Origin of the sequence: Flavobacterium sp. FPG59 (assembly GCF_002150205.1) — a bacterium.
GTDB lineage: Bacteria > Bacteroidota > Bacteroidia > Flavobacteriales > Flavobacteriaceae > Flavobacterium.
Genome location: NZ_MTCA01000071.1, coordinates 1 through 14,303, shown reverse-complemented (window position 1 = coordinate 14,303; position 14,303 = coordinate 1). Strand labels below are relative to the sequence as shown.

Below are 14,303 nucleotides of genomic sequence, written 5' to 3'. Positions count from 1 at the left end.
CATAATAAGTTCCTTTTGGAAAATCTTTTCCTCTTACACTTTCAGTAACATCTACAGTTTTGTTTTCGTAATTAATATTTGAAATAAAACTGTAAGTTAAAGAATTATCTCCAAAGTTTTCTGTTTTCTTATCTCCAATAACGTTGTTTTTACTGTCAATTACTTGAACATAATATGCTTTAGTTCCTGACTGAGCAACTTGGTTCTCAGCAATTGTATAGCTTATTCTCAAAACATCAGCTCTACTTGCTTTATCTGTTGAGATTTCTTTACCAGAGCTTTTTAATTTGAATGCAGAACCTCTTGTATTTAACACTGTTAATTTAGCTGCTTTTTCAACCACTTTTGTCAATTCTTCGTTCTGGCCAGCAAGTGCCTCGTTGTACTTTTTTGACTCACCAAGAACCACCGCTGTACTATCACGCTGAGAAGTAAGAGTGGTATTTGCCTTTTTCAAAGACTCATTATCCGCCATCAATACTTTCATTTTACCTTGTAAAGCATTAAATTGAGTTTTGTATTTTGATAATGAAGCTACATCGCCTTTAGACTTACTTAAGTCTGTCATTAATGCTACAACTTTATCTCTCTCTAAAATAAGTTCGTCAGACATAGACGTATTCTCTGAGATGGCAGCATCGTAAGTCATTTTTAGTTCTTGTAAATCTTTCATTACCGACTCCTTTTCGGTTAATGTAGTATCTAACTCTGTTTTTACCACTTCAGCATCAGAAGTGATTTTAAAAATATATACTAAACTACCTACTAATAAAATAGCTAATATCGCTACAACCGCTTTAAGGCTTGAACTGCTTTTGGGATTTTCCATTTCGAATTTAATTTTTTGTTTACAAATTTAACATTATCTGCTCAAGTACTAACGTATGTTAATGCAATTATATTATTTTTGAGAAAAAAAATTTTTCTGATGGAAAAAATAATACCGTTCACAATAAAGGATCTTGCTAAAATTACGAACCACAGAAGTGGAGAGATAAAATTTGGTGAAAAAATGATCACTATCCCAAAAGATACTGATTATTTGGATTTTATAAAAAATTGCGAGGCCCGATATGTACTTTTTGGAATTCCTGAAGATATAGGTGTGCGAGCCAATTATGGCAGACCAGGAGCCGCTTCTGCTTGGGACAGCGCCATAGCTAGTATTGCTAATATTCAACACAATAGGTTTTGCAAAGGAAGTCAAATTGTAATTTTAGGACAACTTGACGTAGTACAGTTGATGAAAGAGGTAGCAAACCTTGATTTTAACGATATTGATGATCGGTCTAAACTAAGTCAGTTAGTCACAAAAATAGATAAAGATGTTTCACATATCATTTTTAGTATTGTAAAACTAGGAAAAATCCCTATCGTAATAGGTGGCGGGCATAATAATTCTTACGGAAACATAAAAGGAACTGCTCTTGCAAAAGGTAAACCTATTAATGCGATCAACTTTGACGCTCATTCTGATTTTAGAATTCTAGAAGGAAGACATAGTGGAAACGGTTTTTCGTATGCTTTTGAAGAAGGTTTTTTAAAAAAATATTTTGTCTTTGGATTGCATGAAAATTACACCTCAAAAAATGTATTGGATACGATAAAAAAGCTAGACGATAGAGTTCGGTATAACACCTATGACAGCATCAGCATCAGGAGAGAAAAAGATTTTACACAAGAAATGATGCATGCTTTAGAGTTCATTAATGATGAACCGTTTGGCATCGAAATTGACTTAGATGCCATACCTAACATAGCTTGTAGTGCTATGACAATGAGCGGTTTCTCTGTAGAACAATTGCGACAGTTTATTTATTATTATGGAAAACGCCGTAATGCCGCTTACATTCACATTTGCGAAGGAGCACCAGATTTGGGTGAGGATAAAAACAATCATCTGATAGGTAAATTAATAGGGTATCTAGTAACTGATTTTATAAAAGCCAATGGTTCCTTGCTACCTAACATTTAATAAAGTAACCTTTATTTTATAGAAAAAAGCGACCAAAAATATAAATACTATCTTTGCCACGCTGTTTACTTTATAATTACAGCCCAATTAATACCCAAAATTATGTTATTCGAAGAGTTATCATTATCAAAAAGCATACAAAAAGCCGTTTTTGAAGAAGGTTATTTAAACCCAACTCCCATTCAAGAACAATCTATTCCAATAGTCTTATCTGGACGTGACTTAATAGGTTGTGCACAAACTGGAACTGGAAAAACTGCGGCATTTGCAATTCCTATTATTCACCAGCTGCATCGAATTGTGGGGTCTTCAAAAAAAGCCAAACAAATTCGTGCTCTAGTTGTGACTCCTACGCGCGAGCTTGCCGTGCAAATAGGCCAAAGCTTTGAAACGTATGCCAAATATACTAATCTAACTCAGCTAACCATTTTTGGGGGAGTATCGCAAAATCCACAAGTAGATACTTTAAAAAACGGTATCGATATTTTAATTGCTACACCGGGAAGATTGCTAGATTTACACAAACAAGGGTTTATTGACTTAGATCATCTTCACACATTAGTTCTTGACGAAGCAGATCAAATGCTTGATATGGGTTTTGTGAATGATGTCAAAAAAATAGTAAAGCTTACGCCAAAAAACAGACAAACTTTGTTTTTTTCGGCTACGATGCCAATTGCCATTCGAGAACTTGCCGAAATGTTTTTAACAGATCCTGAAACCGTAACTGTTTCACCTGTTTCCTCAACCGCCGAAAATGTGGAGCAAAGAGTATACTTTGTAGAAAAAGGGGAAAAAAGAAATTTATTGTACCACTTAATCAAGAACGAAAACCTGACAGATGTATTGGTTTTCTCTAGAACAAAACATGGTGCAGATAATGTAGTCAAAGCGTTGCGCAAAAACAATATTCCAGCCGAAGCTATACATGGAGACAAGTCCCAAAATGCAAGACAACGTGTTCTGGATGCTTTTAAAAACAAAGAAATTGGTGTTCTTGTTGCAACTGATATTGCTGCAAGAGGAATTGATATTGATCAACTTCCAGTAGTAATCAATTTTGACTTACCAAACATTCCAGAAACCTACGTACACCGCATAGGACGAACAGGACGCGCTGGTAATGGTGGAATTGCCATTTCTTTTTGCGGTAAAGACGAATATACGTATTGGAAAGAAATTCAAAAACTGATAAAAGTAGATGTTAAAACTGTTAATGATCACTCGTTTCATTGGCACTCTGGAAGCCCGGAATCGGCACCAGCATCACAACAAAAAAATTCTAATAGAAGCGGTGGAGCTCATAAATCAAGAAAATCAGCTACATCAAAACAAAATAAAAAACGCTGGTATTAGGTAATTACAACAACTGTCTAGTCCTGAAAAGTGACACAAACTTAAAACAAAAAAAGCAGTAAAAATTTTTACTGCTTTTTTCATATCAATAAGTGAACTTACTATAAAGAAACCACTTCATCAGCATCATCGCTTCCCTCCCATTTCCCTACAACAGAAGTTGCTAAAGCATTTCCTAAAACGTTAGTCGCACTCCTAAACATGTCACAAAAATGGTCTATTGGCAAAATTAAAGCTATTCCTTCAACAGGAATATCAAACATTCCGCAAGTTGCTGCAACTACTACTAAACTAGCTCTTGGCACACCCGCAATACCTTTACTGGTAAGCATTAACACTAATAACATGGTCATTTGAGTTCCTAAAGACAAATCTATACCGTACGCTTGAGCAATAAATATACTGGCAAATGTCATGTACATCATACTTCCGTCAAGATTAAAAGAATATCCCAGCGGCAACATAAAAGATACAATTCTGTCTTTTACCCCAAAGCGTTCTAGCTCCTCAGTAAGTTTTGGGAAAACAGCTTCACTACTAGTTGTTCCAAAGGCAATAATTAAAGGACTCACAATACGTTTTAACAATACAGTCATTCTCCCTTTGAGGAAAATATAACCTACAACTCCTAAAACAACCCATAAAGAAGAAATCCCGATTAAAAAAGAACCAAAGAACTTGAAATACGTAATGGCTAATTCTTGAAAATCACGCACTGCAAAAACACCTGCAATGGCTCCAAATACGCCAATAGGTGCAAACTTCATCACAAAGTTCACCATTTTTAAAACAATATGTGATATTTTGTCAAATGCTGTAATCACTGGTTTAACATACTCCCCTAATGATGCAGCAGCTAATCCAAAAAAGATTGAGAAAATTACAATTTGTAAAATTTCATTGGTAGCCATTGCTTCAAATATACTTTTTGGAACAATGTGTTCTATAAAATTATCGAATGATATGTTTTGTGTTTTTGCAGTCACTTCAGATACGGCAGCTAAATCCACATTTGATAAATTAAGACCCACTCCAGGCTTCAAAACGTTAACAAATAACATTCCAAGTAACAATGAGACAAATGATGCTGTAAAAAACCAAGCCATAGCTTTACCGCCAATTCTTCCTACAGCTTTAATATCTCCTAATTTTGCAATACCCACAACAAGGGTTGTAAATACTAAAGGCGAAATAATCATTTGAACTAAACGAATGAAAACAGTAGCCAAAATTTTAATCTTACTACTAAAATTTTGCGCATCTTCTGGAGTTATACTATTATGTATTATAATTCCTAGTACGGCTCCAAGAACCATTGCTATCAATATTTGCCCGGTTAATCCTGAAAAAAATGAAGTCTTTTTTGTAGTATGATCCATTAAATTATTTTTAATTACTTGATATTTAGTTACATTATATTTAGCATACTAATCCATATTTCATGAAATACGATGCTCTTTATTTACAATTTATAGAATTTGTTTTTAGTAGGTTTTATTTATCAAATAAAAGTCTGCCAAAACAATCGCAGCCATTGCTTCTACTATAGGTACTGCGCGCGGCACAACGCAAGGGTCATGACGGCCTTTTCCAGTCATAGCAGTTATATTTCCTTGATTATCTAAAGATTCTTGCTCTTTCATGATTGTAGCAACAGGCTTAAAAGCAACTCTAAAATAGATGTCCATACCATTGCTGATACCGCCTTGAATTCCTCCTGAAAGATTGGTTTTTGTGGTTCCATCAGTATTGTACAAGTCATTGTGCTCGCTACCTTTCATTTTTGCACCTTCAAAACCACTACCAAATTCAAAACCCTTCACTGCATTAATTGATAACATAGCTTTACCTAACTCGGCATGCAATTTATCAAAAACAGGTTCACCTAAACCCACAGGAACGTTTTGAATCACACAAGATACCACACCTCCTACTGTATCCCCATCTTTACGGATACCTCGAATGTAATCTTCCATGATGGCAGCAGCTTGTTCATCTGGACAACGTACCGGATTGTTTTCAATTTTAGAAAAATCTAATTCTTGGTATGGTTTATCAAGAGCTATTGGTCCTACTTGAGACACGTAAGCATTAATTTTAATTTCGGGTAACATTTGTTTGGCAATAGCACCAGCAACAACCCTAGAAGCCGTTTCACGTGCAGAACTTCTTCCACCTCCACGATAATCGCGTACACCATATTTCTTTTCATATACGTAATCAGCATGGCTAGGCCTGTAATTATCTTTTATATGAGAATAATCGTCCGATTTTTGGTTGGTATTTGGAATAACAAAACCAATAGGCGTACCAGTAGTTTTACCTTCAAAAATTCCGGATAAGAACTGCACAGCATCTGGTTCTTTACGTTGGGTAACAATAGCCGACTGCCCCGGCTTTCTTCGAGACATTTCAAATTGAATAGCATCTAAATCTAAAGCAATCCCAGAAGGGCAACCATCAATTATGCCACCCAATGCATCACCATGAGATTCTCCAAATGTTGTGATTTTAAACAATGTTCCAAAACTATTTCCTGCCATTTCATTTTGATTTTGAACAAAAGTACCATTTTACTTCAAAGTTCAAAAGTTTAGTGTTTAAAGTTTTAAGCAAGTTCTTAGATTTATTGTTATTAAATTAATATTGTATCGCTAATCTTAACTTTTAATTCAATGTTACTTAATTTATTTTTAATTGTTTTGTTAAACTTCAAAAAATAAAAAACCTTGAAAAAAAGAAAAGTAGAAGTGGTTGTCATATCCGATGTGCATTTGGGCACCTTTGGTAGTCATGCCAAGGAACTCCTTAATTATTTATCCTCTATTAAACCTAAAATACTAATTCTAAATGGAGATATTGTTGATATCTGGCAGTTTAGAAAATCCTATTTCCCGAAATCACATTTAAAGGTTATTCAAAAAATCATCAGTTTTGCCTCAAAAGGAACTAAAGTGTACTATATTACTGGAAATCACGATGAAATGTTACGCAAGTTCAGTGACATTTCATTGGGTAATTTTGCATTAGTTGACAAACTCATTTTAACACTAGATTCAAAAAAACTATGGGTCTTTCATGGAGATGTCTTTGATGCCTCGGTGCAACACTCTAAATGGATTGCAAAATTAGGTGGTTTAGGCTATGATTATCTTATTTTAATCAACCGGTTTGCAAATTGGTGTTTAAAAAAACTAGGTAAAGAACCGTATTCATTTAGCAAAAAAATAAAAGCTAGTGTAAAAAAAGCGGTAAAACACATTTCTGATTTTGAGAAAACTGCAACTGAATTAGCTATAGAAAAAAAATACGATTACGTTATTTGCGGACATATTCACGAACCAAAAATCATCAAAAAAGAAACCAAAAGTGGCTCTACGCTCTATCTAAATTCTGGAGATTGGATAGAAAACCTTACATCGCTGGAGTACAATAACAAAAGATGGAAATTATTTCATTACAGTGAGATGAATTTTGAGGAAGATGACAATCTTTTTGAAATGGAAGATCTCATAGAAACTCAATCTATTGCAAGTAAAAAAATATTTGTAAAGCAAAATTTGATTAAATAGCTTGTTAAGTCTTTTAGATCCATTAATGTGGAAATTGTGTAACAATTAACTAAAATTTTACAACGCAATTAACATGTAAATAAATAAATTTGCTAAATAATTAAAACAAACAAAAATGAAAAAGATTATTTTATCTGCTGTAATGCTAGTAGCATTATCATTTACAGCACAAGCGCAAGATATTTCAAAAAACGCATTAGGTCTTCGTTTAGGAGATAGTGACGGTTTTGGTGGTGAAATTTCATACCAAAGAGGTCTTGGTGACAACAACCGTTTAGAATTAGATTTAGGTTTTAGAAACAGTAATAATGTTGATGCTTTTAAACTTACAGGTTTATACCAATGGGTTTGGAACATTGATGGTGGTTTCAACTGGTACGCTGGTGTAGGTGGTGGATTAGGTAGTTGGAGTTATGATAACAACTTCAATAACAACTTTAACGTAGATGATAGCGGTACGTTTGCCTTTGTTGCTGGAAATTTAGGTCTTGAATATAACTTTAAAGAAGCTCCTATTCAATTAGGTCTTGATATCAGACCAGAACTTTACTTCAATTCTGATAACTTTAGAGACGATAATTTTGCTCCAGATTTAGCACTAAGTGTGAGATACAGATTCTAATTAGCAGATTTATAAAAAGGAGGCTATTTATTCGTAAATAGCCTCCTTTTTTTATTGAAAAATAATTTCTTTTTTGGAGTTAATCTTTACTACACAAAAAGGGTTTGTCATAGCTTGTGTAACCATTCCGCCTGGCTCCGGTCCTATTTCTTTTACCTTAATAATAACTTGAGTAGGTGTTTCTACTACGCCCTCAACATTTATACTGTAACCGCCACTTGATTTTTGACCCATATTCAAAATTACGAAATTAGAGTTTTGTAAATCTGTAGGTTTAATGTTACTTTTAAGATTCTCATCCTTTTGAAGCATCCTGATCTCATTTGGTTCTGACAAAATTTCATAAAAACGAATAGCAGCACCTCCATAAGTCTGTTCTGTTAGTACTTCATATAACTTTTTTGAATCAGTTGCTACTGGCTTGCCTGTTGCACAAGAAAACAAAGTTATCATCATAAGCCCCATTACTATTTTTCTCATGATTTTAAAAATTTAGATTCTCCATACCACTTTGATTATTTGTATTTGTTAATAGCTTTTAGATACAAAGCTTCGTACAAGGGTAAAATGTTTTTGATATCAAATTGTTTAGCAACTTCAAAGGCGTTTTCTTTAAATAATTCCAAAGTTTTTTCATCTTTCAAAATTTTCAAAGCATTAACAGCCATTTCATCGGTATTTCCCACATCACTTAAATATCCAGAAACACCATCAAAATTCACCTCGGCTAATCCACCAGAATTACTTGAAATAACCGGTACTTTACAAGCCATAGCCTCAAGCGCAGCAAGTCCAAAGCTTTCTGTTTGCGAAGGCAATAAAAACAAATCAGTAAGACATAAAATTTTGTCAATTTCATTACTATTACCAAAAAATATTACCTTGTCTTGAATTCCTAACTCTTGGCACAAAAGCTCCGCTTTTTCTTTTTCGGGACCATCACCCACCATCATAAGCTTCGCAGGAATCTCTTTTTGAATGTTATAAAAAACTTTGATCACATCAGGAATTCGTTTTACTTTTCTAAAATTACTTATATGCGTAATGATTTTCTCATTCTCTTTAGCCATTACTGAACGTTGACAAGGATAATTAGTATCCGTTTTGTTTTTGTCCAATTCGATAAAATTAGGAATGACCTCAATTTCATTTTTTATGTTGAATAATTTTAAGGTATCGTCTTTTAAACTCTGAGAAACTGAAGTTACAAAATCAGATTTATTGATACTGAAAGTTACAGCAGGTTTATAAAAAGGATGATTACCTACAAGAGTTATATCAGTACCATGCAGTGTAGTTACCATAGGAATATTAATCCCCTCATCCTTTAGCATTTGTTTTGCCATATAACCTGCATAAGCATGCGGAATAGCATAATGCACATGCAACAACTCTATTTGGTGCAGCTTTACCATATCTACTAGCTTGCTAGAAAGTGCCAGTTCATAAGGCTGATAATGAAACAAGGCATACTCAGGCACATTAACCTCATGGTAATGTACGTTTGGACTTAGCAATGCAAGACGCACCGGTTGTCTATAGGTAATAAAATGAATTTCGTGACCACGTCTCGCTAGTTCAAGACCAAGTTCTGTGGCAACTACGCCACTACCTCCAAAGGTAGGATAACAAACAATTGCAATTTTCATGAAGACTATTTAATACAACGAAAGTAAGTAAAATTGAGTTGAGTTTCCTGAAATTAATGTTAATTACCAATCTTAGGATTAACTTATTCAAAAAAAAGGAGTGGAAGTTTAAAAAAAGATGTGTTAGCAGAAAAAAATTTAAACAAGAACTATGAAATAAAGGTCTTTTTATTTTACACCTTCAATTTTTTTATACTTTTTCTTATTCAACCATTTATTAATCTTAAAAGTAGCAAAAGCAGATCCAGCACCAATAAGCGCACCTGCTGCAACATCACTGGGATAATGAACACCTAAATGCATTCTAGAATAACCTACACTACTTGCCCATAAGAAAGAAGGTACGATGACATACCATTTAGGATACGCCATACTTAATGAGGTTGCAGTAGAAAAAGCAATAGAAGTATGTCCTGAAGGAAAAGATTTTCCTGTTGATGATACAACAGGGTCAATATCAGAATAAGTATCAAAAGGGCGGTCTCTATCAACAGCTACTTTGAGCGCTTTTGTAATAAATGCATTAACAAGAAAAGCTTCGCCAATAAAAATTGCTTTATGTTTTAGTGTACTATCTTTTTTTATTAACCCAATAGAATACATCAATACTGGAGCAGCAATACTTACAGGAACTGCACTATTTGTAACGACCTCAAATGAAGAATCCAAATTTTGATTGCGATCAAGATGTAGGTTTCTTAAAAGTTTTATGTCTACATTTTGAGAAAAAACAGTAGAACTTGCCGTTAAAAACAAGAAAAAAAATAAAATTTGCGTTCTTAACTGCTGCATTTTAAAAAAATTAATGACACTTTTAGTTTTGATGTCTTGGTATAACACTTAAAAAAAACGACTGTGCCAACTATCTATTGCAGGTACTTCCCAAGATTCATTAAATTCTTCAATAGTGTTTACCAGGTTATTAAAAACTACAGTGTTTTCAGTAACCGCTTTGTCTTTCACCATTTTTTTAAAATCAATTAGCGTTTTATGAGCTATGTGTTCTCCTAACTTAAAAGTCACATTCATTTTATCTAATAAATCGACCGTATATTTTTGTTCTAATGCTTGAATGAACTCTACAGATGCGTCTATTGAACAACCCGTAGCTGCTTGTACTTCTTGATTTACAGCAATAATGATAAACCTATTATACTTTAATAGATAAGAAGATTCTAAACTTGTTCCATGTGCTGCCCATTGCTCTAAGAAAGATTGTAATGAAGTTTCTATTTCAGCAAATTCAGCATCAGAGAATTTTCTATTAGATTGATAAATCCAAATTCTAGAATCTTCGGGTAAATTTTCAAAAGGGACGTACATATAATTGTATTTGTAAATTTCAGGGCAATTAGAATTTATTGACGCTGTATATCTGTTAAAATTTTAAAATATTTGAATTCATTTGTAGCTACATCAAAAAGCTCTATCTCAGTGTAACCAACTTTTACAGCATCTTTGACTTTAAGTTCATTATTAGTCAATACTGATGCTGTATCAAAGTAATCCAATAATAAAAAACTATAAGCTCTTCCGTTTTTATCTTTTACCAATAAAGAAACAAATTGATCTTTTTTAATAGCTGTAACCTGTCCTTCAATAAAAACATCTTGAGGCTCATCAACAACAAGTTCTTCATCATCTTCATCCGAAACCTCTTTTTGAGTGGATTTCCCCAACTCTAAAATAATATCTGGGCAGTTGACTAGCATTTTAAGCGCTACCTTCTCACCCATTTTTCGCATTCCATCTTTGTCATCAAACTGAACTTTTTCCTCTTCCTTGAATTCATTTATGTGGCTCGTATAACTTTGAATCATACACAACCCTACTTGAGTTTGTAATTCTTTCTTATCTATTTTTTGATAATCTAATTTTTTTGTTCCAAGACAAGCACAGGTTTCTTTACCAATAATGTCATACATGTCTTGAGAAAAGGAATTTATACTGAAAATTAAAACAAGTGCTATAATTATTTTTCTCATGTTAAAGGTCTTGTGCATTTGCAATAAGCTCAGCTATATCCATTACTTTAACATCGCTTTCTCTTTCTTTATTTTTAATACCATCAGTCATCATGGTATTGCAAAAAGGACAACCCGCAGCAATAATATCTGGAGTAGTTTCAAGAGCGTCTTCGGTTCTTTCTATATTAATTTCCTTATCTCCATTTTCAGCATCCTTAAACATTTGTGCTCCACCTGCGCCACAGCAAAGACCGTTAGCTTTTGATCGCTTCATTTCAACAAGAGCTGCATCAAGTTTCGTTATTAAATCTCTAGGAGCTTCATAAACGTTATTGGCTCTACCCAAATAACAAGGGTCGTGAAAAGTAATACGTTTTCCTTTAAATTGACCACCTTCAATAGTAAGTCTACCATCATCAAGTAGGGATTTCAAAAATTCTGTATGATGTATCACTTCATATTGTCCTCCTAGTTCTGGATACTCATTTTTGAGCGTGTTAAAACAATGAGGACAAGCAGTAACTATTTTTTTTGCTTCATACCCATTCAAAACTTCAATGTTCATCATGGCTTGCATTTGAAACAAAAACTCGTTTCCGGCTCTTTTTGCTGGATCTCCTGTGCAACTCTCTTCTGTTCCTAAAACTGCAAAAGAAACATTAGATCTATTTAAAATTCGAACAAAAGCTTTCGTAATTTTTTTGGCTCTATCGTCAAAACTTCCTGCACAGCCCACCCAAAATAAAACTTCTGGCTGCTTTCCTTGAGCTAACATTTCGGCCATGGTTGGCACTATTAAATTTTCTGACATACTTTTTTATTGATTCGGTTATGTGATAATTTGAGTTTGTATTTTAAAAATACAATAATGAAATCCGTTACAATGGATTATTCATTCTTCCAATTTAATCTATCTTGTTGGTTATATTGCCATGGCGCACCATTGTTTTCAATGTTAGTCATCATAGCATTCAATGGCATTGGAGCGGCACTCTGTTCCATTACTAAATAACGTCTCATATCCATAATAATAGATAACGGACTAATGTTTACTGGGCACTCTTCAACACAAGCGTTGCAAGATGTACAAGCCCATAATTCCTCAGCGGTAATATAATCATTCAACAATGACTTATTGTCTGGTACAAAAACACCTTTGTTTGCATCTATATTTTTACCTACTTCCTCAAGACGATCTCTAGTATCCATCATGATTTTTCTAGGAGATAATTTTTTACCTGTATTGTTTGCAGGACATGATGAAGTACATCTACCGCATTCTGTGCAGGTATACGCATTTAATAACTGAACCCAGTTTAAATCTTGCACATCGCTAGCACCAAATTTACTTGGAACCGCGTTTGGGTCTACTGGGGCTGCTGCAAAAGGGTCTGCGTTAGGATCCATCATTAATTTTACCTCATTTGTTACTGATTGTAAATTATCAAATTGACCTTGTGGGTTCAAATTTGCAAAATACGTATTAGGAAAAGCCAATAAAATATGAAGGTGCTTTGAAAAATAAAGGTAATTCATGAAAATCAAAATCCCAATGATATGCACCCACCAGAAACCTTCGGATAATAACATCACTAATTCATTTGAAAGTCCATTAAAAATAGGCTCAATAAACTGACTCACAGGAAAAGATCCTGCTTTTATAAAATGTCCGTAACCTCCTGGTACATTTTGTAAATGCAAATCAGAAGCGTTCATTAATAAAAATAATGTCATCAATACCACTTCAAAATACAAAATGTAATTCGCATCACTTTTAGGCCAGCCTTTTAAATCTGAACTTACAAATCTTTTTAATTTAATAATATTTCTTCGGCTCCAAAAAGCAAAAACAGCCACTAAAACTAAAACAGCAAGTATCTCGAATGAAGCAATTAATACATTATAAGTAGTTCCTAAGAAAGCAAAAACTCTATGTGTACCAAAAAGTCCATCAATAATAATTTCTAACAACTCAATGTTAATGATTACAAAACCTATGTAAACTATAATGTGTAAAATCCCCGCTACAGGTCTTTTTACCATTTTTGATTGTCCAAGTGCTATCATGGCCATATTAGTCCATCTCGCTTTAGGATTATCTGTACGATCAACAGCGGTTCCTAAATTTATATTTCTTCTTATTTTTTTTACACTAATAAAAAAATATCCAAAACCTATTGCCAGCGTTATGGCAAATAAAATATTGTCTAAGTAGCTCATTTTAATTTATATTTACTTTAATTTAATGGTGTCATTTTCTGGCCCTACGTATGGTTTATTTTTCTTTCCAAACACTGAAATATTTACATATCTAGTAGGATACAACCTAATATCTTGAAGAAGCAGCTCTAACTCTTTTGTTGATGTCTTTATGTTTTGATAAAAAGATTCGTCTTTAAGTAATTTACCAATAGTTCCTTTGCCTGACTCTAAATTGAGCATGATACCATCAACACGACTTAAGGTAGCATTTAAATTTTTAACTGTTTTCCCTAAATCAGCCTTATTTAGTGAATCTGAAATTTTTGAAAAATTACCTGAAACTTTATTCAAATTAGTTACAACACCATTAATTTGTGTTTTATTAGTAGCTAATAAATCATTCACACTAGTTGAAAGTTTATGAAACTCAGCTACTGTTTGACTCAATTCAGCTAGAGTTAATTTGATATCAGTTTGACCTTTTTCATCTAAAACATTATTCAATCCTGAAATTAATTTATCCGTATTACCTAATAATTTTTCAAGTTTGTCTTGCAAAGGCGCTAATTGATCTCCTACTTTATCGGTTAAACCAAGCTTAATTCCGCTTTGAAAAAACTGACCTTCAACAGCTAATTCTTTATCATTGAAATTAGGCATAATAGCTATTTGCTTACCGCCAATAAAACTTGGCTCATATAGTGATGCTATACTACTTTTTGAAATAGGAAAATCAGTTTTCAATTGTAACTCTACAAGCAGTTTACCTGTATTTGCATTAATAGTAATACTGTTTACTTTACCTATAATTAAGCCATTAAGCGTTACCGGAGCAGATGACGTAAGACCTTCAACACTATTATACTCTACAAAAAAAGTTTTATAATCCGTAAACAAGTCTTTTCCTTTTAAAAAACTGTAACCCCAAATAAAAAGTGATATGGATGCAATAACTAAAAT

15 protein-coding genes are annotated in these 14,303 nt (G+C 33.4%); 4 read left to right on the top strand and 11 right to left on the bottom strand.

Annotation, left to right across the window (positions count from 1 at the left end; all coding sequences use genetic code 11):
- A partial coding sequence (locus tag FPG59_RS08360) for a hypothetical protein (protein ID WP_086454162.1) occupies window positions 1-829 on the bottom strand: 829 nt, incomplete at its 3' end.
- Window positions 830-928: 99 nt separating this feature from the next.
- Between FPG59_RS08360 and FPG59_RS08355 the strand changes: the two genes are divergently transcribed.
- Together FPG59_RS08355 and FPG59_RS08350 are read left to right on the top strand one after the other, a co-directional pair.
- Window positions 929-1,975, top strand: a complete 1,047-nt coding sequence (locus tag FPG59_RS08355) for a formimidoylglutamase (RefSeq protein ID WP_086454161.1) — start codon at window positions 929-931, stop codon at window positions 1,973-1,975.
- A gap of 102 nt (window positions 1,976-2,077) precedes the next feature.
- Window positions 2,078-3,331: a DEAD/DEAH box helicase gene (locus FPG59_RS08350; RefSeq protein ID WP_086454160.1), complete on the top strand. Its 1,254-nt coding sequence runs from the start codon at window positions 2,078-2,080 to the stop codon at window positions 3,329-3,331.
- 101 nt (window positions 3,332-3,432) lie between these two features.
- Here FPG59_RS08350 and FPG59_RS08345 read toward each other — a convergent pair whose 3' ends face one another.
- Window positions 3,433-4,710: a dicarboxylate/amino acid:cation symporter gene (locus FPG59_RS08345; protein WP_086454159.1), complete on the bottom strand. Its 1,278-nt coding sequence runs from the start codon at window positions 4,708-4,710 to the stop codon at window positions 3,433-3,435.
- A 105-nt stretch (window positions 4,711-4,815) separates the two neighbouring features.
- Entirely contained in the window at window positions 4,816-5,874 is a 1,059-nt protein-coding gene (aroC, locus tag FPG59_RS08340) for a chorismate synthase (RefSeq protein WP_086454158.1), read from the bottom strand.
- Between the two features lie 186 nt (window positions 5,875-6,060).
- On the opposite strand from aroC, the gene FPG59_RS08335 reads away from it, so the two are divergent.
- Together FPG59_RS08335 and FPG59_RS08330 are read left to right on the top strand one after the other, a co-directional pair.
- Window positions 6,061-6,903: a UDP-2,3-diacylglucosamine diphosphatase gene (locus FPG59_RS08335; RefSeq protein ID WP_086454157.1), complete on the top strand. Its 843-nt coding sequence runs from the start codon at window positions 6,061-6,063 to the stop codon at window positions 6,901-6,903.
- A gap of 115 nt (window positions 6,904-7,018) precedes the next feature.
- Complete coding sequence (locus FPG59_RS08330) at window positions 7,019-7,525, top strand: outer membrane protein (protein ID WP_086454156.1); 507 nt, start codon at window positions 7,019-7,021, stop codon at window positions 7,523-7,525.
- Between the two features lie 51 nt (window positions 7,526-7,576).
- On the opposite strand, the gene FPG59_RS08325 is transcribed toward FPG59_RS08330, so the two are convergent.
- The 8 genes from FPG59_RS08325 to FPG59_RS08290 all read right to left on the bottom strand — a co-directional run.
- Window positions 7,577-8,005, bottom strand: a complete 429-nt coding sequence (locus tag FPG59_RS08325) for a protease complex subunit PrcB family protein (RefSeq protein ID WP_086454155.1) — start codon at window positions 8,003-8,005, stop codon at window positions 7,577-7,579.
- 35 nt (window positions 8,006-8,040) lie between these two features.
- Window positions 8,041-9,174 (bottom strand): N-acetyl-alpha-D-glucosaminyl L-malate synthase BshA, encoded by a 1,134-nt coding sequence (gene bshA / locus FPG59_RS08320; RefSeq protein ID WP_086454154.1) that lies wholly within the window; start codon window positions 9,172-9,174, stop codon window positions 8,041-8,043.
- A 168-nt stretch (window positions 9,175-9,342) separates the two neighbouring features.
- Complete coding sequence (locus FPG59_RS16870) at window positions 9,343-9,966, bottom strand: phosphatase PAP2 family protein (protein ID WP_217875861.1); 624 nt, start codon at window positions 9,964-9,966, stop codon at window positions 9,343-9,345.
- 48 nt (window positions 9,967-10,014) lie between these two features.
- On the bottom strand, window positions 10,015-10,497 hold the full coding sequence (locus FPG59_RS08310) for an ABC transporter ATPase (RefSeq protein ID WP_086454153.1): 483 nt from the start codon (window positions 10,495-10,497) through the stop codon (window positions 10,015-10,017).
- Window positions 10,498-10,532: 35 nt separating this feature from the next.
- Window positions 10,533-11,159, bottom strand: a complete 627-nt coding sequence (locus tag FPG59_RS08305) for a hypothetical protein (RefSeq protein ID WP_086454152.1) — start codon at window positions 11,157-11,159, stop codon at window positions 10,533-10,535.
- A gap of 1 nt (window position 11,160) precedes the next feature.
- Entirely contained in the window at window positions 11,161-11,952 is a 792-nt protein-coding gene (locus tag FPG59_RS08300; protein ID WP_086454151.1) for a (Fe-S)-binding protein, read from the bottom strand.
- A gap of 77 nt (window positions 11,953-12,029) precedes the next feature.
- The gene (locus FPG59_RS08295) at window positions 12,030-13,361 is read right to left on the bottom strand and encodes a (Fe-S)-binding protein (protein ID WP_086454150.1); all 1,332 of its coding nucleotides are present in this window, start codon (window positions 13,359-13,361) and stop codon (window positions 12,030-12,032) included.
- A 12-nt stretch (window positions 13,362-13,373) separates the two neighbouring features.
- Window positions 13,374-14,303 (bottom strand): MlaD family protein (locus FPG59_RS08290; protein ID WP_140344614.1); only part of this gene is annotated, 930 nt, incomplete at its 5' end.